Origin of the sequence: Mesorhizobium australafricanum (genome assembly GCF_033977265.1) — a bacterium.
Taxonomy (GTDB): Bacteria; Pseudomonadota; Alphaproteobacteria; order Rhizobiales; family Rhizobiaceae; genus Mesorhizobium; species Mesorhizobium australafricanum.
Genome location: NZ_JAVIIT010000004.1, coordinates 336,169 through 355,125, shown reverse-complemented (window position 1 = coordinate 355,125; position 18,957 = coordinate 336,169). Strand labels below are relative to the sequence as shown.

20 protein-coding genes are annotated in these 18,957 nt (G+C 64.9%); 10 read left to right on the top strand and 10 right to left on the bottom strand.

Annotated features, from left to right (window positions below):
• Positions 1 to 35 precede the first annotated feature (35 nt).
• From RFM98_RS10905 to RFM98_RS10880, 6 genes are all read left to right on the top strand, one after another.
• Entirely contained in the window at positions 36 to 1,202 is a 1,167-nt protein-coding gene (locus tag RFM98_RS10905) for a glycosyltransferase family protein (protein WP_320308865.1), read from the top strand.
• 23 nt (positions 1,203 to 1,225) lie between these two features.
• Positions 1,226 to 2,215: a glycosyltransferase family 2 protein gene (locus tag RFM98_RS10900; RefSeq protein WP_320308864.1), complete on the top strand. Its 990-nt coding sequence runs from the start codon at positions 1,226 to 1,228 to the stop codon at positions 2,213 to 2,215.
• Positions 2,215 to 3,153, top strand: a complete 939-nt coding sequence (locus tag RFM98_RS10895; protein ID WP_320308863.1) for a glycosyltransferase family 2 protein — start codon at positions 2,215 to 2,217, stop codon at positions 3,151 to 3,153. The genes RFM98_RS10900 and RFM98_RS10895 overlap by 1 nt, the downstream gene beginning before the upstream one ends.
• Entirely contained in the window at positions 3,143 to 4,171 is a 1,029-nt protein-coding gene (locus RFM98_RS10890; RefSeq protein ID WP_320308862.1) for a glycosyltransferase family 2 protein, read from the top strand. Before RFM98_RS10895 ends, RFM98_RS10890 begins: the two co-directional genes overlap by 11 nt.
• 48 nt (positions 4,172 to 4,219) lie before the next feature.
• Positions 4,220 to 5,116 carry a UTP--glucose-1-phosphate uridylyltransferase GalU gene (galU, locus tag RFM98_RS10885; protein WP_320308861.1) on the top strand — a complete coding sequence of 299 codons (897 nt, stop codon included), beginning with the start codon at positions 4,220 to 4,222 and terminating at the stop codon, positions 5,114 to 5,116.
• Between the two features lie 167 nt (positions 5,117 to 5,283).
• Complete coding sequence (locus RFM98_RS10880) at positions 5,284 to 7,665, top strand: polysaccharide biosynthesis tyrosine autokinase (RefSeq protein WP_320308860.1); 2,382 nt, start codon at positions 5,284 to 5,286, stop codon at positions 7,663 to 7,665.
• A gap of 81 nt (positions 7,666 to 7,746) precedes the next feature.
• Here RFM98_RS10880 and RFM98_RS10875 read toward each other — a convergent pair whose 3' ends face one another.
• From RFM98_RS10875 to RFM98_RS10865, 3 genes are all read right to left on the bottom strand, one after another.
• A complete protein-coding gene (locus tag RFM98_RS10875; protein ID WP_320308859.1) occupies positions 7,747 to 8,460 on the bottom strand; it encodes a metallophosphoesterase in 714 nt (237 codons plus the stop codon).
• Between the two features lie 98 nt (positions 8,461 to 8,558).
• Positions 8,559 to 8,801, bottom strand: a complete 243-nt coding sequence (locus RFM98_RS10870; protein ID WP_320308858.1) for a hypothetical protein — start codon at positions 8,799 to 8,801, stop codon at positions 8,559 to 8,561.
• Positions 8,802 to 8,914: 113 nt separating this feature from the next.
• Entirely contained in the window at positions 8,915 to 10,822 is a 1,908-nt protein-coding gene (locus RFM98_RS10865) for a propionyl-CoA synthetase (protein ID WP_320308857.1), read from the bottom strand.
• 637 nt (positions 10,823 to 11,459) lie between these two features.
• On the opposite strand from RFM98_RS10865, the gene RFM98_RS10860 reads away from it, so the two are divergent.
• From RFM98_RS10860 to RFM98_RS10845, 4 genes are all read left to right on the top strand, one after another.
• Positions 11,460 to 11,555, top strand: coding sequence for a putative RiPP precursor (locus tag RFM98_RS10860; protein WP_320308856.1), 96 nt, complete (start codon positions 11,460 to 11,462; stop codon positions 11,553 to 11,555).
• Positions 11,556 to 11,643: 88 nt separating this feature from the next.
• The gene (locus tag RFM98_RS10855; protein ID WP_320308855.1) at positions 11,644 to 11,931 is read left to right on the top strand and encodes a PqqD family protein; all 288 of its coding nucleotides are present in this window, start codon (positions 11,644 to 11,646) and stop codon (positions 11,929 to 11,931) included.
• Positions 11,931 to 12,362, top strand: coding sequence for a lasso peptide biosynthesis B2 protein (locus RFM98_RS10850; protein WP_320308854.1), 432 nt, complete (start codon positions 11,931 to 11,933; stop codon positions 12,360 to 12,362). The genes RFM98_RS10855 and RFM98_RS10850 overlap by 1 nt, the downstream gene beginning before the upstream one ends.
• Positions 12,359 to 13,345, top strand: coding sequence for a phosphoenolpyruvate carboxykinase (ATP) (locus RFM98_RS10845; RefSeq protein ID WP_320308853.1), 987 nt, complete (start codon positions 12,359 to 12,361; stop codon positions 13,343 to 13,345). The genes RFM98_RS10850 and RFM98_RS10845 overlap by 4 nt, the downstream gene beginning before the upstream one ends.
• Positions 13,346 to 13,467: 122 nt before the next feature.
• On the opposite strand, the gene RFM98_RS10840 is transcribed toward RFM98_RS10845, so the two are convergent.
• From RFM98_RS10840 to dhaL, 7 genes are all read right to left on the bottom strand, one after another.
• Positions 13,468 to 14,493 (bottom strand): nucleotidyltransferase family protein, encoded by a 1,026-nt coding sequence (locus RFM98_RS10840; RefSeq protein ID WP_320308852.1) that lies wholly within the window; start codon positions 14,491 to 14,493, stop codon positions 13,468 to 13,470.
• Between the two features lie 72 nt (positions 14,494 to 14,565).
• Positions 14,566 to 15,552, bottom strand: a complete 987-nt coding sequence (gene dhaK, locus RFM98_RS10835) for a dihydroxyacetone kinase subunit DhaK (protein ID WP_320308851.1) — start codon at positions 15,550 to 15,552, stop codon at positions 14,566 to 14,568.
• A gap of 32 nt (positions 15,553 to 15,584) precedes the next feature.
• A complete protein-coding gene (locus RFM98_RS10830) occupies positions 15,585 to 16,016 on the bottom strand; it encodes a hypothetical protein (protein ID WP_320308850.1) in 432 nt (143 codons plus the stop codon).
• Between the two features lie 7 nt (positions 16,017 to 16,023).
• Complete coding sequence (ptsP, locus tag RFM98_RS10825) at positions 16,024 to 17,598, bottom strand: phosphoenolpyruvate--protein phosphotransferase (RefSeq protein WP_320308849.1); 1,575 nt, start codon at positions 17,596 to 17,598, stop codon at positions 16,024 to 16,026.
• A 41-nt stretch (positions 17,599 to 17,639) separates the two neighbouring features.
• A complete protein-coding gene (locus tag RFM98_RS10820; RefSeq protein ID WP_320308848.1) occupies positions 17,640 to 17,942 on the bottom strand; it encodes an HPr family phosphocarrier protein in 303 nt (100 codons plus the stop codon).
• A gap of 19 nt (positions 17,943 to 17,961) precedes the next feature.
• Complete coding sequence (dhaM, locus tag RFM98_RS10815) at positions 17,962 to 18,351, bottom strand: dihydroxyacetone kinase phosphoryl donor subunit DhaM (protein WP_320217444.1); 390 nt, start codon at positions 18,349 to 18,351, stop codon at positions 17,962 to 17,964.
• Positions 18,351 to 18,950, bottom strand: a complete 600-nt coding sequence (dhaL, locus tag RFM98_RS10810; protein WP_320308847.1) for a dihydroxyacetone kinase subunit DhaL — start codon at positions 18,948 to 18,950, stop codon at positions 18,351 to 18,353. The genes dhaM and dhaL overlap by 1 nt, the downstream gene beginning before the upstream one ends.
• Positions 18,951 to 18,957 lie beyond the last annotated feature (7 nt).

Sequence of the window (18,957 nt, the reverse complement as noted above, 5' to 3'; positions counted from 1 at the left end):
ATCCCCGATGGGTGGGCCCAACAGGGTCGAGTTGCATGCTGCATGTCTTGTACCTTGTGCATGACGTATCCGACCCGGCGGTACGCCGGAGGGTCCAGATGCTCAAGGCAGGCGGCGCCAGGGTCACCCTGGCGGGCTTCCGCCGCACCACCAGTCCGGTGGCCGAGATCGAGGGTGTCGAGCCTGTCGATCTCGGCGCGACGCGCGACGGCCGATTCGCGCAGCGCATCGGCGCGGTCGCCAAGGCAGCCGTGTCGATCGGCGCGAAACTGGGAGCCATGCCCAGGCCCGATCTCATCATCGCGCGCAACCTCGAAATGCTGGCGCTGGCCCGCCGCGCCAATGGCGCGCTCGGGGCGAGCGTGCCGATCGTCTATGAATGCCTCGATATCCATCGCCTGGTGCTGCGCGACGATTTTGTCGGCAGGACGCTGCGCGGCGCCGAGCGTCGCCTAGCGCGCGACGTGAAGCTCCTGGTGACGAGCTCTCCCGCCTTCATCGCCAATTATTTCGAGCCGTTCGGGCAGATCGTCGCACCTGTCGAGCTGATCGAGAACAAGTATTTCGAGACCGCGCCGGTGGCAGTGCGTTCTTTCGAGGACGACAGCCCGGCGACGCCACCCTGGCGCATCGGCTGGTTCGGCGCGCTGCGCTGCCGCCGCTCGCTGGAACTGCTGGCCGATTTCACCCGCCGGCAGGCGGGGCGTTTCGAAGTCGTGCTCAGAGGCCGCCCGGCGCTGTCCGAATTTCCGGACTTTCACGGTTTCGTAGGGGCCGAACCGTGGCTTTCCTTCCGTGGGCCTTACCGCAATCCGGAGGATATGGCCGAGATCTACCGCGAGGTGCATTTCTCCTGGGCGATCGATTTCTTCGAGGCCGGCCAGAATTCCGAATGGCTGCTTCCCAACCGCCTCTACGAGGGCTGCCGCTTCGGCGCCGTGCCGATCTCGATGGCGGACACCGAAACCGGCAGGTTCCTGAAGCAGCGGGACATCGGCGTGCTTCTGGCCGAAGCGACGCCGGAAGGCATCGAGGCGACGCTCAGCCGGATGGACCAGGATGAATATCGCGGTCTGAAGTCGCGGGTGTTGGCCCGCAATCCGCGAACCTGGAGCTACGACCGCGGCGACTGCGCTGCCTTCGTCGAAAAGCTGCGCGGCCTTGCCGCCATGCCTTCGGCTTATGCGGTGGCGGCAGCGTGATGACAGAGGACGTGCAAAAACCAATGACGCAGGCCATTCCATCGATCCTGATCGTCATTCCCTGCCTCAACGAGGCGGCTCATATCGGCGGCCTGCTCGACCAGTTGCGGCCCGCCGCGGCGAGGCTCGGCGGCCGCATCGTCGTCGCCGACGGCGGCAGCACCGACGGCACGCAAGCCATCGTCGAAAACGTCGTGGCCAAGGATCCCAGGGTCATCCTGCTCGCCAACCCGAAGCGCATCCAGAGCGCCGCAATCAATCTGGCGGTGGCGAGCCTCGGCGAAGGCGCCGACTATCTGATCCGCATCGACGCGCATGGTGGTTATCCGGACGATTACTGCGACCGGCTGGTCGAGGAAGCGCTTGCAACCGGCGCCGATTCGGTCGTCGTTTCGATGCTGACCGCCGGCACCGGCGCCGTGCAGAAGGCAGTCGCGGCGGCGCAGAACTCCAAGCTCGGCACCGGCGGCTCGAAACACCGGCATATGTCCGAGGGCGAATGGGTCGACCACGGCCACCACGCGCTGATACGCGTCGCCGCCTTCAGCCAAGTCGGCGGCTATGACGAGAGTTTCAGCCACAACGAGGACGCCGAGCTCGACTACCGCCTGCGCCAGGCCGGCCACCGCATCTGGATGAGCGGCAGGACGCAGATGGTCTATTACCCGCGTTCGACGCTGAAGAGCCTCTATTTCCAGTATCTCGGCTATGGCCGCGGCCGCGCCAGGAACGTCCTGAAACACCGCATGGTGCCGAAGGTGCGGCAGATGATCCCGCTGCTTGTTGCGCCGGTGGTTCTGCTGGCGTTCTTGTCCCTGGTTCACTGGCTGGCGGCCGTGCCGTTCCTGCTGTGGGCGGCTGTCTGCCTCGGCTACGGCGCGGTGACTGCCATCCGGCAGCGCAACCCTGGCATCGCGCTGGCCGGCGTTTCGGCGATGGTCATGCATTTGGGCTGGTCCGTCGGCTTCTGGCAGCAGCTTCTGAGGTCGCGAACGCAGCGCAAGGTGGCGTGATGGCCGGCCGCTCGATCGACATCTGCATCTGCACCTTCCGCCGGCCGGAGCTGGCCGACACGCTGCGCTCCGTCGCCGCGCTGGAGAAGCCGGCCGGATTGGAGATCGGCATCGTCATTGCCGACAACGACGATGAGCCAAGCGCGCAAAAGCTCGTGAAGGCGCTGGCCGACGAACTGAAGCTGCCGGTCCGCTATCGCCACGCGCCGGCGCGCAACATTTCGATCGCCCGCAACGCCTGCCTCGATGCCAGCGTTTCGGACTTCGTCGCCTTCATCGACGACGACGAGACCGCATCGCCCGGCTGGCTGGTCGAACTGATGGCGACGGCCGACGCCACCGGCGCCGCGGCGGTGCTCGGACCGGTGCGGGCGCATTATCGCCAGGACGCGCCGGACTGGATGCAAAAGGGCGACTTCCACTCGACCTTGCCGGTCTGGGTGCGCGGCGAGATCCGCACCGGCTACACCTGCAACGTCCTGCTCAAAATGACCGATGGAAGCCTGCGCGGGCGGCGCTTCAGCCTGGCGCGCGGCCAGACCGGCGGCGAGGACACCGAGTTCTTCGATGCCATGGTCAAGACCGGCGGCCGCATCGCCTTTGCGCCCGACGCCTTCGTCGACGAGGTGGTGCCGCGCGCCAGGGCGGCGTTCGACTGGCTGCGCCGCCGTCGCTTCCGCTTCGGCCAGACGCATGGCCACCTGATCGGACACGACACCGGCGGCATGCGCCGCGCCGGCCAGGTCGGGCTGGCTTCGGCCAAGGCCGCCTACTGCTTCGGCATGGCCATTTTGACCGCAATCAGCCCGGTGCGACGGAACCGCAGCATGCTGCGCGGCATTATGCACGTTGGTGTCGTCAGCGGTTTGGTCGGCGTCCGCGAAATCCGCCAGTACGGCCTCACATCGCCAGAGCAAGGGAACAAGCGTGCAGCCTGACGTCAGCTTCGTCATCGCCGCCTATAACGCCGAGGCGACACTCGACCGCGCCATCGCCGGCGCGATCGCGCAACGTGGCGTGACCGTCGAGATCATCGTCGTCGACGACCAGTCGCGCGACGGCACGCTGGATGTGGCGCGCGCCTACCCGCAAGATATCGTCAAGGTGGTGGCGCTGCCCGCCAACCGCGGCCCGGGCGGCGCCCGGAATGCCGGCCTCGAGCTGGCGCGCGGCCGCTGGGTGGCGGTGCTCGATTCCGACGATGCCGTGCATCCCGAGCGTCTGGCGGCGATGATCGCGCGGGCGGAAGCCGTCGGTGCCGAGATCGCCGTCGACAATGTCCAGGTCGTGCGCGAGGACGGCACGCCCGACGACACGATGTTCCCGGCCGGCTATCTGGAAGGCTTACGCGAAATCTCGCTTGCCGACTACATAGAGGGCAATCTGGTCTTCGAATCGCGCTTCAATCTCGGCTATCTGAAGCCGATCTTTCAGCGGCGGTTCCTCGACGACAAAAGGCTGCGCTACGACGAGAAGCTGCGCATCGGCGAGGACTACATTCTGCTGGCAAGCGCGCTGGCCAGCGGCGGCCGTTGTGTGGTCGAGCCGACCGTCGGCTATGTCTACCACATCCGCACCGGCTCGATCTCGCGCGTGCTCGAATTGCACCATGTCGAGGCGATGGTTGAGGCCGACGCCGCGTTCGCGGCGGCATATCCCATGGACAGCGGGGCCCAGGCGGCCTTCGCCAGGCGCGGCCGCAGCTTGCGCAAGGCAGCGTCGTTCCTGTCCCTGGTTCAGCACATCAAGGCGCGCGCGCCGCTCAAGGCGATAGGCGCGGCGCTCAGGGATCCGTCCGCGGTCAGGCACATGTCGATGCCGATCGCGGTCCGGCTCAGAAGGGTTGCGGCGCAGTTTTGCCGTGGGGGCGGGGAGATGAAGCATGCGGGCGATTTTTTGGAGCATGATCCCGAAAAGTGGGAACCGGTTTTCGGGAAAGATCATCTCCAACAATGATTTAGCCAGCGATAGGTAGAAATCTTTTCTCTGAAGAAGGAATACCAGATGCAGAAAGTCAGGAAGGCAGTCATCCCGGTGGCGGGGCTCGGAACGCGGTTCCTGCCGGCGACCAAGTCGATGCCCAAGGAAATGCTGCCCGTCGTCGACAAGCCCGTCGTGCAATATGCCGTCGACGAGGCGTTCGAGGCCGGCATCGAGCACATCGTCTTCGTCACCGGCCGCAACAAGGCGGTGATCGAGGACTATTTCGACCTGCATCCTGAACTGATCGGCACCTTGGAGCAGACCGGCAAGAAGGCGCAACTGCAGTCGCTGGAAAGCCTGCTGCCGCAGGCCGGCGCCACCAGCTTCATCCGCCAGCAGTCGCCGCAGGGGCTCGGCCACGCCGTATGGTGCGCGCGCGACGTGATCGGCAACGAGCCCTTCGCGCTGCTGCTTCCCGACATGGTGTCCTTCGGCGCCCGCGGTTGCCTTGCCGAGACGGTCGACCTTTATGAGCGGACCGGCGGCAATGTGATCGCCGTCGAGCGCTGCGACCCGGCCGAAACCAGCAAATACGGCATCGTCGGCCGCGGTGACGAGGTCGGCTCCGGCTTCAAGGTTTCGGCGATGGTCGAAAAGCCAGCGCCCGCCAATGCGCCGTCGAATTTCTACATCAACGGACGCTACGTGCTGCAGCCGGAAATCTTTGCGCTGCTCGGCAATCAGCAGCGCGGCGCAGGTAACGAAATCCAGCTCACCGATGCCATGGTGCGCCTGGCTCAGAGCCAGCCCTTCTACGCCCAGCCTTTCGATGGCCGCATGTTCGACTGCGGCTCCAAGGAAGGCTTCATCGAGGCCACCATCGCCTTTGCACTGGCACGCGACGACATGAAAGGGCCTGTCTTCGAGATGCTGCAGCAATTTGTCCGGTCGCATGAGCGCCGGGAAGTAGCCGCATAATGCCCATCTTTTGGGTGTATATGCGAACTCGCGATGGCGCGACAGCCACACCAGCGCCCGGGCCTTCTGGCCCGGCGCATCTTGGCAACAACGTTGCGCGGTCTTTTCTGGTCACGACGCCGATCTATCAAGGCCGATAGCGCCTGCAACCTGGAATTGGACCGAACATGAACTATGCCAACTTCCCTCTCGACAAGAGGATGCCGTTGCCCAGCGCCGATACGGAAAAGGGTGAAGACTTCATCGACGTCGAGCGTCTGCTTGGCATGGCCGCCCGACAGGCCAAGGTGGTGGCGATTTGCGCCGTCATCGGCCTGTTCCTGGGCTTGATCTATCTGCAGACCACGCCCAAGCAATATATGTCCGTGGCGAGCGTCCTGATCGACGAGAGCATGAACAAGGTCATGAACGACATCTCGGCTGCCAGCGCCACGCAGCAGACCGACGCGACGATCCTCAGCCAGATCGAGATCCTCAACTCGGCGCGGCTGGCGTCGGAGGTGGTCGACAAGTTGAAGCTCGACCAGAACCAGGACTTCATGAGCCCGCCGCAATCGGCTTTGGCCAAGGGTATCGGGTTCCTGCGCGGCATCGTCGGCTATTTCCGCGGCAATGCGGCCGATGACCTCCCCGGTGTCCAGAATGTCGATGCCGCGACGCGCGAAGCCATGATCAAGACCGCGACTCACGACTACGCGGTTCTTATGCTGCAGACCGGATTGCTGGCGGATCGCGTCGGCCGCAGCAATGTCATCAGCATCGGCTACCAGGCGACGGACCCGGCACTCGCCACGGCCATCACGAAAGCCTATGCGGATGCTTATCTCGCCGACCAGCTCAACGCCAGCTTCGACGCCACCGAGCGCGCGGCCGTGTGGCTGCAGGGCCGGCTGACCGAGTTGCGCGAGAGCTCGCAGGCGGCTTCGCTGGCGGTCGAGAAGTTCAGGGCCGAGCATGGCCTTTCCGCCAACAGCGACGGCCAATTGTTGAGCGACAAGCAACTCGCCGACCTCAACGCCCAGCTCATCGTCGCGCAGGCCGACACGGCTCGCGCCAGCGCCCGCTACCAGCAGTACAAGGCGATCGTCGACAGCGGCTCCGAAAGCGCCTTCAACGATTCGGCCATAGCGGCCGACCAGCCGAGCAGCTCGGTCATCATCGCGCTCAAGACCCGCTATCTGGCCATCACCAAGCGCCTGCAGGACGTCGAGGCGAATTTCGGCAAGGATCACCCGCAGGCGGTCGCTCTGGCCAAGGAAAAGGCCGATGTCTCGGCGCAGATCTTCGGGCAGCTGAAACAAATCACCGAAAGCTACCGCAACGATTTCGAAGTGGCGCAGGCGCGCGAGACCGCACTGCGCGACAAGATTTCCACGGCTGCCGGCAAGAGCTCGATCGACAACCAGTCGCAGGTGAGGCTGAAGGAGCTCGACCAGCAGGCGCAGGCGCTGACCACGCTCTACCAGACCTTCCTCAGCCGCTATGAGGAAGCCTCGCAGCAGCAGTCCTTCCCGGTCGGCAAGGTCCGCATCATTTCCGACGCGACCATGCCGCTTGCGGCCTCCGGCCCGCGCACCTTGCGCGTGCTGGCGTTGTCGCTGGTGCTCGGCCTGATGCTTGGCGCCGGCTTCGGTGGCCTCAACGAGTTCAACGAGCGTTTCTTCAGGACGGGCGAGGATATTCGTGACCGCGCCGGCCTGAAATTCCTAGGCTACCTGCCGACGATCGGCGGCGGCAAGGCCAGGGATTCCAAGGCCGACGACCTGCCGACGGACGGCAAGGTGGCCAGCCTCTCCGCGGCCGAGAGGCGGGCGCGCATGCGTGTCAGCATCGATGCTCCGGCTTCGATGTTCGCCGAGACGCTGCGCAACGCCAAGATCGCCTTCGACGTCGTGATGGAGGACCGAGGCAGCCGGGTCATCGGCGTCATTTCGGTGCTGCCCGGCGAAGGCAAGTCGACGGTGGCCGCGAACCTCGCAGGCTTGCTTGCCGCCAACGGCGCCAAGACCTTGCTCATCGACGGCGACCTGCGCAATCCCGGCCTTAGCCGCAGCCTCGGCATGGAGGCCGAGCAGGGCCTGATGGAAGCGGTGGTCAACGGCCAGACCTGGCAGTCGGTCGGGAAGGTCGACCGCCAGACCAAGCTTGCGATCATTCCAGCCGTGCTGCGTGGCCAGTTCTCGCACACCAGCGAGCTGCTGGGCTCCGCCGGCATGCGGCGCTTCATCGAGAACGCCAAGGAGACGTTCGAGTATATCATCGTCGACCTGCCGCCGCTCGGGCCCGTTGTCGACGCCAAGGCGTTCGCGCCGCTGGTTGACGGCTTCGTGCTGGTCGCCGAATGGGGCCGCACGCCGCGCGCCATGGTGCGCTCGATGCTGGAATCCGAGCCCTATATCGCCAACAAGGTGATCGGCGCAGTGCTCAACAAGGTCGATTTGAAGAAGCTGGCGAAATACGGCTCGCTCGGCGGCTCGGAAAGGTTCTTCGACCGCTACTCCAGCTACTATCTGGAGAAGTCGGAAACGCGCACCAAGCAGGCTGCCTGAGGCGGGTTTTCCGTTCGGAAAGCACAGAGATGGGGCGGCTCGGCGTTTTGAAACGGCGAGCCGCCCTAATCTTGCGAGGCCCTAGTCTTGCGAGGACAGCAGCCGGCCGTATTTGCCGACGATCCTGAGCGCGGTCAGACGTCCCGTTTGAAAGGCGCCGGTATCGATGTCGAGCCGGCGTCCGTCGAGGGTAGGGACGTCGACGATCGTGTGTCCGTGCACCACCCACCGGTCGAGGCGGTGCGCCGCCTGGAAGAACTCCTCGCGGATGGTGGTGAGGTCGCCCTCGTCCTGCGCCTCGAGCGCGATGCCGGGCCGGATGCCGGCATGCACGAAGACGAATTGCTCGGAGCACACCATCACCGGCAGCGTGCGCAGGAAGTCGACATGGCTGGCGGGGATGGCCTCGCGGATGCGCGCGTCCGTCTGCTCGCTCGAACCGTAGAGGCTTGCCAACCGGTCCGGGTCGACGCCGTAGGAGAACAAGGTCTCGCGCCCGCCATAGCCCAGCCACGCTTCACGCGAGAGATACCCGTCCAGGTAGCCGAGCAGCGCGACCTCGTGGTTTCCCACGAGGCAGACGCGCAGGAAGCCTTTCGGCGGCGGCGCCATCAGATGTTCGATGACGCGCCGCGAGTTCGGCCCGCGGTCGATATAGTCGCCCAGCATGATGATGATCTTGCGGCCGCGGAACTGCTGCGCGTCGAGCTGGATTTTCTGTTCCAGCGCACGTAGCTCGTCATGGCAACCATGCACGTCGCCGATCGCATAGACGATTGTGTCGCGCATATCCATGACAAGGCGCTCGCGTGGCGCGGGTCGAGGGCGTTTCGATCGTTGGAACAGGCTCACGGATTGAGGCTCGGGTATGTTCATTGATTTGCGCCTCGATATCATGCCGAATGCAAACAATTCCACACCGACGGTTGAGGCAACCGGATGAGCGGTTCGCCGTTTCCACGAAACGGTGAACCGCTCTCGGCAGGCTTCAACGGATAACGGAACAGCGTGTGATCAAGCAGCAGCCGGATGCGCGGCTCGGTCTCGGCAGCCACAAGCCGGTTCACTGCGATCGTGGCACCAGCCAGGCATCGCGGAATGTCGACACCGCCGAATGTCGTCTTGTGCTGAGCCATGCCGTGCCTTCGCAATGGCCCCCAAGGCAGACCTTAGGAGTTATTGCTGCGTTGCACAACAAACGATTGCGCTGCGGGAGGACCTCGCTTGGTTCCCGGGCGATCGGCGCAGCCTATATTGCGATGCCGCGGCCCTTCAGCACTGCCGTGATCTCGTCGAGGATCACGGGATCGTCGATGGTCGCCGGCATCGTCCATTCCTCCTTGTCGGCGATCTTCTGCATCGTGCCGCGCAGGATCTTGCCGGAACGGGTCTTGGGCAGCCGCTTGATCGTCACCACGGTCTTGAAGGCGGCAACCGGGCCGATCCGTTCGCGCACCAGTCCCACCACCTCGCTTTCGATCGCGCTGGTGTCGCGCGACACGCCTGCATTGAGCACGACGAAGCCCAGCGGCACCTGGCCCTTCATGGCATCAGCAATGCCGATGACCGCGCATTCGGCGACATCAGGATGGGCGGCCAGCACCTCTTCCATGGCCCCGGTCGACAGCCGATGGCCGGCGACGTTGATGATGTCGTCGGTGCGTGCCATGACATAGAGATAGCCGTCCTCGTCCATCATGCCGGCATCGGCCGTCTTGTAGAAGCCGGGAAACTCTTCGAGGTAAGCCTGGCGGAAGCGGGCATCGGCATTCCACAGCGTCGGCAGGCAGCCGGCGGGCAGCGGCAGCTTGACCACGACATTGCCGAGCGTGCCGCGCGCCACCTCGTGGCCGGCATCGTCGAGAATGCGGATGTCATAGCCCGGCATCGGCACGCCGGGCGAGCCGTATTTCACCGGCAACAGCCCGAGACCTGCCGGGTTGATGGTCATCGGCGAGCCGGTCTCGGTCTGCCACCAATGGTCGACGACTGGGCGGTCGAGCTTCTGTTCCGCCCATTTGATGGTTTCGGGATCGGCGCGCTCGCCGGCGAGGAACAGGGTTCGGAACTTCGACAAATCGTATTTCGGCACGAACTCGCCCTTGGGATCCTGCCCCTTGATGGCGCGGAACGCGGTCGGCGCGGTGAACAGCGCCACCACGCCATGCTGCGAGATCACCCGCCAGTAGGTGCCGGCGTCCGGCGTGCCGATCGGCTTGCCTTCGAACAGCACGCTGGTGCAGCCATGCAGAAGCGGCCCGTAGACGATGTAGGAATGGCCGACCACCCAGCCGACATCGGAAGCAGCCCAGAACACTTCGCCCGGCTTGACGCCGAACTCGTTGTCCATGGTCCATTTCAGCGCGACCATGTGGCCGCCATTGTCGCGCACGATGCCCTTCGGCTGCCCGGTCGTGCCGGAGGTGTAGATGATGTAGAGCGGATCGGTGGCCAATACCGGCACGCAGTCGACATTGGCGCCGGCGGCGCGCTCACGCGCCACGGCGTCGGCATAGTCGACGTCGTAATTGTCCTTCATTTCGCAGCGCAGCTGCTCGCGCTGCAGGATGAGGCAGGCGTCCGGCTTGTGCTTCGACATCTCGATCGCCTTGTCGAGCAGCGGCTTGTAGGCGACGACGCGGCCGGGCTCGAGGCCGCAGGACGCGGTGATGATCAGCTTCGGCTTGGCGTCGTCGATGCGGGTGGCGAGCTCATGCGAGGCGAAGCCGCCGAACACCACCGAATGCACGGCGCCGATGCGGGCGCAGGCGAGCATGGCGATTGCCGCCTCCGCCACCATCGGCATGTAGATGATGACGCGGTCGCCCTTGCCGATGCCGCGATGCCTGATCACCGACGCCAGCGCAACGACCTCGCGCTTCAGTTCGGCATAGGTGAATTTCCGGATCGTGCCGGTGATCGCGCTGTCATGGATCAGCGCCAGCTGGTCGGCGCGGCCGCCCGCGACATGGCGGTCGATGGCGTTGTAGCAGGTATTGCAGGTGGCGCCGGTGAACCAGCGGCCATAGACGCCTTCCGTCGGGTCGAAGACCTTTTCGGCTGGCGTATACCAGTCGATCGCCTTGGCCGCTTCGGCCCAGAACCCTATGGGGTCGCGTTTCCAGCCCTCATAGACTTCGTGGTAGCGTGAGGCCATCGACCTTCCTCCCAGGGACATTTGCCCTCTGGGAATAAGCCTAGAGCAATTCCAGGAAAAGTGTGAAACGGTTTTCCGTCCGGAATTGCGTCAAAACCAGAGCAATTCCAGGAAAAGTGTGAAACGGTTTTCCGTCCGGAATTGCGTCAAAACCAGAGCAATTCCAGGAAAAGTGTGAAACGGTTTTCCGTCCGGAATTGCGTCAGAACAAGGAGATAGTGCGGTTCGCCGTCTCCTTGAAGCGGTGAAATGGCGTATCGCTCTGAGTCGCTTTTGCCGGATATGTCTTCCTGCATTTTTTGGTCGACATCACCAGCAACGTCTCTGTTCGGCACCTCCAGTGGGGGCGTCGCTGTCGCTGTCCGTGATATAAGCCGGCTTAGAGCGGCAGCGCCGCCAGCATCAGCCCGACGCCGCCGGCGATCAAGATGGCCGCCGCAAGCGCCTTCCGATGGCGCTCGAACGCCGTCGGAGCCCGTTCCCAATTGTAACGCATACGAAATCACTCCCCGAAACGCGGCGGACTCATAGCTTACTTAAGGGAAGGAAGGCAACCCTAACGGGCTTGCCGCCTTGACAGTGGGCGCAACGACCGATCATCCTCACACCGTAAACCCTTCTTCTTGGGGCATTTTCGATGAAGAGAACTTACGAAACGCCGGTGCTGGTAAAGCGTGAGAAGCTGTCGAATGTCGTGGCAGGCCCAAGCGGACCGACAGGTCCGGTCGGCTGACGCCTGGCCATTTGTAGCAAGACGGCCGCCGTAATGGACAGCGTAGGGTTGGCGCGCTATTTGCTCTGCGGCTAAAGGGAGCGGGCACATGGCTGAGATTGGTCCTGAAACGGTGCTGCGGATGGCGGACGACGCTTCCGTGCAGCATGTCGGCGATGGCGCCGTCGTGCTGTTGGCACGCAGTGGCCAGCTCTACACCTGCAACGACACGACCGAGGCTTTTCTCGGCAAGGTCGACGGTGCGCGCAACCTCGGCCAGATCGTCAACCTGTTGTCGGACGAATTCGACGTCGACAAGGCAACGCTCGACGTGGATATGGCCGAATTGGCCGCCGAATTAGTAGCCGAAAGCATCCTCGCCGACCCGGGCGCGTGATGGTCGACGGACCGTTCCTGCGCGTCCTGTTTCGCGTCCATTTGTGGCTCAGCGCCCGGCTGATGCCGGCGCTGGTCGGCCGGCGCGATTTCGAAAGCGTGTTGAAACTGGCGCCGCTGCGGTCGCCTGCGCCCTATCGTGACCTGCCCTGGACCTACATCGTGCAGCGCGTCAACCGAACGGTCCGGCGTCCCTGGTTCATGCGCGACCGCAGATGCCTTCGGGAAGGTCTGCTCGGCTTCCGCTTTCTGCGCATGGCCGGTCTAGATCCGGAGCTGCGTTTCGGCGTCGATGCCAGGTCGATGCAAGAGCCTCGCCTGTCGGCGCATTGCTGGGTCTGCCTCGACGGCAAGCCGGTGGTCAGCGACAGCCAGCCCGGCATGGTGGAGATCTATCGCCACCCGTCCAGCGCGAAGGCGCCCACCGCTTGAGCGACCGGACGACCACTTTCTGCTACGACCTCAAAGGGCAGGTCATAGGCATCACCGCGGCGCGCGCCGACCTCTGGCCGAGCTTCGACCTGATGCTCGGCGCCCTGCGCGTGATCGAGCCTGTCCAGCCCGGTTTTCGCGTCAACATCGTCGAGACGCCGCAATTGCCGGAGAACCCGGAAGGAAAACTCGCTTTCGACGGCGAAGTGCCGCTGGACGGCCATTGCCGGATGATCGATGCCGGTTGCGTCTTCCATCTCGTCTTTCCAGGTCAGCAGACGCTGTCGATCCACGACGAGGAGGGTTGGGCCGAAATCTGCGTTCATCCGGACAGCAAGATCAAGTGGACGCTGCTGATGATGGTGCTCGATGCCGCGCTCGATGCCGGCGCGCAGCACATGCTGCATACGGCCGGCCTGACGCTGCCGGGCAGCGAGGCGCTCGTGCTGATCCATGCGCCGAGCGGCACCGGCAAGTCGACGACGTCGCTGGCGCTCGCCTCGCAGGGCTTCGGCCTCTGCTCGGATGACGTCATGATCCTGAGCGCGGCACCGGAAGGCGTCACCGCCTGGGGCATGCCGCGTAGGGTGAAGATCCATCGCAACACGGCAACAATGCTGCCTTTCGTGTCGCCCTGCCTTGGCGAGACATGGGACGCGGAGGGCGAGCAGGCCGTCTCGCTCGATCGTCTTGGCGAGATCATCCGTGTCGAGGACGTTCGGGCCAGGCCGATCGCGGCGCTGCTTCATCTTGCCCGCTCGGCCGACGGCGAGACCCGGCTCGTGCCAATGGCGAGGACCGACGCCATGGTGGCTTTGGCCACCGACAATGTGCGGACCGGCATGACCGGCCTGTTGCCGCTGCAGAAAAGGCGAATGGCGACGATCGCGGCCTTGGTCAAGACGGTGCCGACCTTCACGCTGCAAGTCGGGGCGAGGCCGGCCGAGGCGGCGGTGCTGATCCGCGCCGCGGTGCGTCTCTAGAGCAATTCCAGGAAAAGTGTGAGCGGTTTTCCGCCCGGAATTGCGTCAAACAAAGAGATAGAGCGGTTCGCCGTTTCCGTGAAACGGTGAAACGTTCTAAGCGGATCGCGAAGTTCCCTCGCTCAGGCGGGATAAGGTCTCGGCCGGGCAAGCCTCTGCACCCAGCGGAAGGCGTCGCGGCTGAGACGCGAGCGCAGCTTTTCGCGCGAGTTGACACGCAGCAGCATGTTGCCGGTGATCAGCCATTTCGCCAGCCTTATCGAAAGGTCCGGCTTGATGCGGTCGGCGAGCTCGATCGCGCGCGGCGCGCCGAACAGGCGTCCGGTCACGTTGAGGACCGTCGCGAGCTCGAGCTCGATGCCGGTCATGCGCGCGGCCTCGAGCAACCGCGCGTCCTCTTCCGGCGATTTCAGCGCCCGCACGCCTTGCAGCACGTCGACGCAGAGCTGCAGCCGGTGGAACTTATGGCCGCCGGCGGCGTGGACGATGCCGATGGTGAGCAGCGCTGCCGGCGTGTCGGTTTCGCCGTTGTCGATCGCCTGCAACTCGCGAAAGCCGAGCGACAAGCGCCTGCGCATGCCGGTGTCGTGCACCAGATTGCCGTGCAGCTCGATCAGCAGGCTGGAGTTCTCTTTCTCCAGCCATTTGAACTCCTGCAACTCGTGCGACTCGGCCTCGCCGCTGCCGAGTTTGAAGCCGCATTCGGCGATCGTCCTGTTGGCTTCTTCGATGCCGGCGGGGTCGACGAGGATGTCGATGTCGGTGAACGGCCGGTCGGCAACCTGCCGATAGAGCCTGCGCGCGAATACCGGCCCCTTGACGATCCGGGCCGGAACGCCTTTCGCCGCCAGCGCTTTCATGATGCGGTCGCCATGGTATTGCAGCAGCATCGACTGCCCGGTCGCCGTCGTCGCCTGGTCGCGCAGCTCGGCAAGCTTCTGCAGTAGGCTTGTGTCTCTTGGTAGATTGGCGTCGCCACGTTCCCTGAGCTTGCGCAGAACGATCGGCAACACGCCGTGGAACTCGGCATTGGCCAGCACCGCCATCAGGCCGCTTGCGGAAACGTCCTTGCCCCAATCGGCGGGCGCCTCGGGGTCGGCAAGGTTGATCAGCAGTTTTTCCTGGGCAGGCGAAAGCTCGGGCAGCATCGGTTCGCCAAAACAGCAACGAGGTTTTGCGCATGCTTGCCAGAAAAGCACCCGGGAAGCCAGCGACGCGCGCTACATCCCCCAGCGCAGCGCCGCCGTGTGCACCGGAGCGTCCCATAACGCCGTCAAGTCATTGTCGAGCATGGTGAGCGTGATCGAGCATCCGGCCATGTCGAGCGAGGTCACATAGGAGCCGACGAGTGAGCGGATCACCGTCACGCCCTGTTTCTCGAATATTCTGCGGGCGCAGTTGTACATCAGATAGAGCTCCATCGACGGCGTGCCGCCGAAGCCGTTGACGAACAGCAGCGCCGGCCCTTTGGCGCGCTCACCGAAGTCGCCGGTGATCGCCGCGCAGACCTCCTCGGCGATCGCGTCGGCGCTCTTCAGCGCGTCGCGACGCCGGCCGGGTTCGCCATGGATGCCGACGCCGAACTCCATCTCGCCGTCGCCGATCTCGAAAGTCGGCTTGCCGGCGGCGGGCACCGTGCCGCTGGTCAGCGCCACGCCCATCGAGCGCGTGGCGGCGTTGACGCGGTCGCCCAGCGCCTTGAGCGCGGGCAGGGCCATGCCTTGCTCGGCGGCGGCACCGACGATCTTTTCAACCACCAGCGTGCCGGCAACGCCGCGGCGTCCGGTCGTGTAGGACGAGTTCTCGACGGCGACGTCGTCATTGGTCACGACCTGCAGCACGCCGTCCGCCATTTCTGCCGCCATGTCGAAATTCATCACGTCGCCTTCATAGTTCTTGACGATGAACAGGCAGCCGGCGCCGGTATCGACGGCCTGCACCGCCGCGAGCATCTGATCCGGCGTCGGCGAGGTGAAGACCTGGCCGGGGCAGGCGGCGTCCAGCATGCCGTGGCCGACCAGCCCGCCATGCAGCGGCTCGTGACCCGAGCCGCCGCCTGAGATCAGCGCCACCTTGCCAGGTTTCAGCTCCTTGCGGCGGATGAATTTGTGCTCCTCGCCGAGGACCAGGATATCGGCATGTGCGGCCGCAAAGCCGTCGAGGCTTTCCGTCAGCACCGTATCGACCGAATTCAGGAATTTCTTCATGTGTCCTCCCGACACAGCCTTACGCCATGCGATCAGCCGCCACTCTTGCCGGTGATGCTGGTGATCTTCTGGATGAAATCGTTGATTGCCCGGTCGAGCGCGGCGTTTTGCTTGTCGTCGCCGAAATCGGGAACGATGACCGAGACATGCCTGGTTTTACGCATGCCTGCCGCGACGGACATCTTGCCGGGATGCGCCAAATGATAGGCGGCGAGGAACTGGTCGCGCTCGGCCTGGCTGAAATGGCAGACGGAAAAGATCGCCGGCAAATGTTTTGACGGGATCGGGATCGAATAGACCGGGCTGGAAATCTGCGTGACGAAGCTGCGGTGCTTGCCGAGCGCGTCGGCCAGGCGCTGGCGCATGCCGGATGGGCGCTGGTCGATGACCTGCGACAGGATCGTCTTATAGGCGCGGATCGCCTCTTCCGAGCCTGCTTCCGGTATCTTTTCGGCCCTGGTCATGCCGCGCTTACACCGGGATGTCCGCAATGGCCGCCTTGGCCATCGCGAGTTGCGCATGTGCGACCGACAAGTCGCGCAGGCCGGCTTCAAGCAGAGCCGGGATGGCTGCCGGATCGCCGCCGGCATCGCCGCAGAGGCTGACTGGGATTCCCTTCTCCCGTCCGAAGGCGGCAACCGTAGCGATCAGTCGCAATACCGCCGGGTGGCGAACGGAGTTGAGATGCGCGACCGCGGCGTTGTCGCGGGCCGCCGCCATCACATACTGCGTCAGATCGTTGGAGCCGATCGAAAAGAAGGCGACATCGGCGAAGCCTTCCGGCACCAGCGCGACGGAAGGCACCTCGACCATGATGCCGAGCGGCGGCAGCTCGTGCGCCACGCCCTGCGCGGCGAGCGTTGCCTGTTCTTCCGCGAACAGCGCGGCGGCTTGGCTGTACTCGTCATGCGTGGCGATCATCGGGAACATCACCTTCAGATTGCCGTGGATAGCGGCGCGCAGCAATGCCCGTATCTGTACGCGGAAGGTATCGCGCCGCGCCAGCGAAAGCCGGATGCCGCGCAGGCCAAGAAACGGGTTGGTTTCCTCGACGGTGAAACCGGGCACGGGCTTGTCGCCGCCGGCATCGACGGTACGGATGGTCACCGGCTTGTCGCCGGCCCATTCAAGCACCTTGCGGTAGGCATGATATTGCGTCTCCTCGTCGGGCAGCGTCTTGCCGAACAGGAATTCCGTGCGCATCAGGCCGACGCCGTCACAGGTCGCAATATCGATGCCGTCGACGTCGGAAGGGTAGGCGATGTTGACCTGGACGCGCACAGCGGTGCCGGCCTTGGTCACAGCCGGCTCCGTCAGGAATGTCCGCGCCGCGCCCTGGCGGTCGGCGAAGAAAGAGGCGGACTGCCGGAAGGCTTCAGTCTCGGCCGGCGACGGCGAGAAAATGATTCCGCCGCGCTCGGCATCGAGCAGCGCTGCGCCGGTGAGCGGTCCGGCCGGGGCGCCGAGACCGACGACCATCGGCACGCCGCGCGAGCGCGCCAGCATCGCGACATGGCTGGCCGTGCTGCCGCGCTTGAGCGCGATGCCGCCGCCTTGGCTCCAATCGGTTTCGAGGAAGCGCGTCGGCGCGATGTCCTCGCCATAGAGGATCGCGCCCAGGGGCGCCGCGGCCTCGCTGTCCTCGCTCAGCGCCCGCAGCACCTGGTCGCGAATGTCGCGCAGATCGGCGGCGCGGGCGCGGAAATAGTCCTGGTCCGACGCCTGGTAACCGGCGATTTCGCTGTCGAGCGCAGCGCGCCAGGCGACGTCCGCCGGCTGCCCGGAGCCGATCGACGCGAAGGCCGGACCGCTCAGTGCATCATCTTCCAGCATGGCGATGTGGAATTCCAGGATGCCGGCAGCGTCGCCTTCGGCGGTTTCGACCAGCGCCGCCAGCCGGCCGACGGCCTTGCCGATCGCCCCTTCCAGTGCTGCTTTTTCTCCCGTCGCGCCCGCCTTGGCTTTGTAACTGGCCGGAGGCTGGTCGAGGTCGAACAGCGGCCCTTCGGCATAGCCGGGAGAGGCGGGAATACCGTCAATCCGCATGGCTCGCATTCCTTGCGGGCCTGTGGACATGCAGGTCCGTTTCAAGCGGAGCGGGCATGATCCGCGTCCTCGTCGAAGTCACGCTGCACCAGGTCGACCAGCGCCTCGACTGCTTGGGTCGCGCCGTCGCCCTTGGCACGGATGTGCAGCATCGTCCCCTTCGGCGCCTTCGCTGCCATTACCTTGACGATGCTCTTGGCGTCGAACCATGGGCCGTTGGCGGCGACCGCCACTTCCACCTCGGCCGCGAACGACTTGGCGAGCTTGGTGAACTTCACCGAAGGGCGCGCGTGCAGGCCCACGGCGTGGGTAATCAGAACGGTTGCTTCGGCGGATGTTGACATTCAGTCGGTTCTCGTTCGTTCACGACGGCGACAGTTCATGCGCCGTCGCCACCACTTCCTTGAGCGAGGCGCCGCCGGAGGATTCGGTTGCAGCCATCACCGCGCCCTCGACGATCGGCGCGTTGCAGACGACAATCTTCTGGGAACGCGGCTCGCCGATCATCTCGACCGCCATCTCCGAGTTGGTCTCGGCGCCGCCGAGATCGACCAGGACGGCGACGCCTGCTTCCGACCAGGCCTTGTCGATCGCACCCATGATCGCCTCGACGCTGGTGCCGAGCCCGCCATGGCCGTTTCCGCCGCACCATGCAAGCGGCACTTCGTCGCCCACCATCTGGCGCACCATGTCGGCGGTACCCTCGGCAACCAGGGGTGAATGCGACACGATGACGATACCGACATTGCTCATCAAATGCCCTCTATCGCTTCCGCGACTGCGCGCACCAGAAGCGCGGTCGAGCGCGCCCCGGCGTCCATATGCCCGATCGAGCGTTCTCCCAGGAAGGAAGCGCGCCCGCGCAGGGCCTTCATCGGCACCGTGGCCTCCGCCGCCTTGTCGGCGGTGTCGACGATTTCGCCAGCCGTCTTGCCTTGCGCCAGCGCCTCATACACCGGCTGCAGCACGTCGAGCATGGTTTTTTGCCCCGGCTGCGATTTGCCGCGCGCCGCCACCGCCTCGATCGCCTTGCCCAGTGCCGCCGCCAGCCCGTTTCGATCGGGTGCCGCCGGCAGGTCCTTGCCGAGCGCCATGAACAGCGTGCCGAACAGAGGCCCGGAGGCGCCGCCCACGGTCATCACCAGCTTGGTGCCGACCGCCTTCAGCGCCTCGGGCAGCGGTTTGGCCGCGAAGGCGTCCGCCTCGGCGCGCACGGCCTCGAAGCCGCGCTTCATGTTCAGGCCATGGTCGCCGTCGCCGATCGCCTGGTCGAGCGCGGTCAACTCCTCGGCATGCGCCGCGATCGTATCGGCCGCCGCCACGATCAGTCGGGAGAAATCGGATGCGGCCATTTCTTGT

What these genes read in the sequence shown, in the direction of transcription:
- RFM98_RS10905 (WP_320308865.1), top strand. Translation starts at nt 36, where the DNA reads ATGCTGCATGTCTTGTACCTTGTGCATGACGTATCCGACCCGGCGGTA.
- RFM98_RS10900 (WP_320308864.1), top strand. Translation starts at nt 1,226, where the DNA reads ATGACGCAGGCCATTCCATCGATCCTGATCGTCATTCCCTGCCTCAAC.
- RFM98_RS10895 (WP_320308863.1), top strand. Translation starts at nt 2,215, where the DNA reads ATGGCCGGCCGCTCGATCGACATCTGCATCTGCACCTTCCGCCGGCCG.
- galU (WP_320308861.1), top strand. Translation starts at nt 4,220, where the DNA reads ATGCAGAAAGTCAGGAAGGCAGTCATCCCGGTGGCGGGGCTCGGAACG.
- RFM98_RS10880 (WP_320308860.1), top strand. Translation starts at nt 5,284, where the DNA reads ATGAACTATGCCAACTTCCCTCTCGACAAGAGGATGCCGTTGCCCAGC.
- RFM98_RS10875 (WP_320308859.1), bottom strand. Translation starts at nt 8,460, where the DNA reads ATGGATATGCGCGACACAATCGTCTATGCGATCGGCGACGTGCATGGT.
- RFM98_RS10870 (WP_320308858.1), bottom strand. Translation starts at nt 8,801, where the DNA reads ATGGCTCAGCACAAGACGACATTCGGCGGTGTCGACATTCCGCGATGC.
- RFM98_RS10865 (WP_320308857.1), bottom strand. Translation starts at nt 10,822, where the DNA reads ATGGCCTCACGCTACCACGAAGTCTATGAGGGCTGGAAACGCGACCCC.
- RFM98_RS10860 (WP_320308856.1), top strand. Translation starts at nt 11,460, where the DNA reads ATGAAGAGAACTTACGAAACGCCGGTGCTGGTAAAGCGTGAGAAGCTG.
- RFM98_RS10855 (WP_320308855.1), top strand. Translation starts at nt 11,644, where the DNA reads ATGGCTGAGATTGGTCCTGAAACGGTGCTGCGGATGGCGGACGACGCT.
- RFM98_RS10850 (WP_320308854.1), top strand. Translation starts at nt 11,931, where the DNA reads ATGGTCGACGGACCGTTCCTGCGCGTCCTGTTTCGCGTCCATTTGTGG.
- RFM98_RS10840 (WP_320308852.1), bottom strand. Translation starts at nt 14,493, where the DNA reads ATGCTGCCCGAGCTTTCGCCTGCCCAGGAAAAACTGCTGATCAACCTT.
- dhaK (WP_320308851.1), bottom strand. Translation starts at nt 15,552, where the DNA reads ATGAAGAAATTCCTGAATTCGGTCGATACGGTGCTGACGGAAAGCCTC.
- RFM98_RS10830 (WP_320308850.1), bottom strand. Translation starts at nt 16,016, where the DNA reads ATGACCAGGGCCGAAAAGATACCGGAAGCAGGCTCGGAAGAGGCGATC.
- ptsP (WP_320308849.1), bottom strand. Translation starts at nt 17,598, where the DNA reads ATGCGGATTGACGGTATTCCCGCCTCTCCCGGCTATGCCGAAGGGCCG.
- RFM98_RS10820 (WP_320308848.1), bottom strand. Translation starts at nt 17,942, where the DNA reads ATGTCAACATCCGCCGAAGCAACCGTTCTGATTACCCACGCCGTGGGC.
- dhaM (WP_320217444.1), bottom strand. Translation starts at nt 18,351, where the DNA reads ATGAGCAATGTCGGTATCGTCATCGTGTCGCATTCACCCCTGGTTGCC.
- dhaL (WP_320308847.1), bottom strand. Translation starts at nt 18,950, where the DNA reads ATGGCCGCATCCGATTTCTCCCGACTGATCGTGGCGGCGGCCGATACG.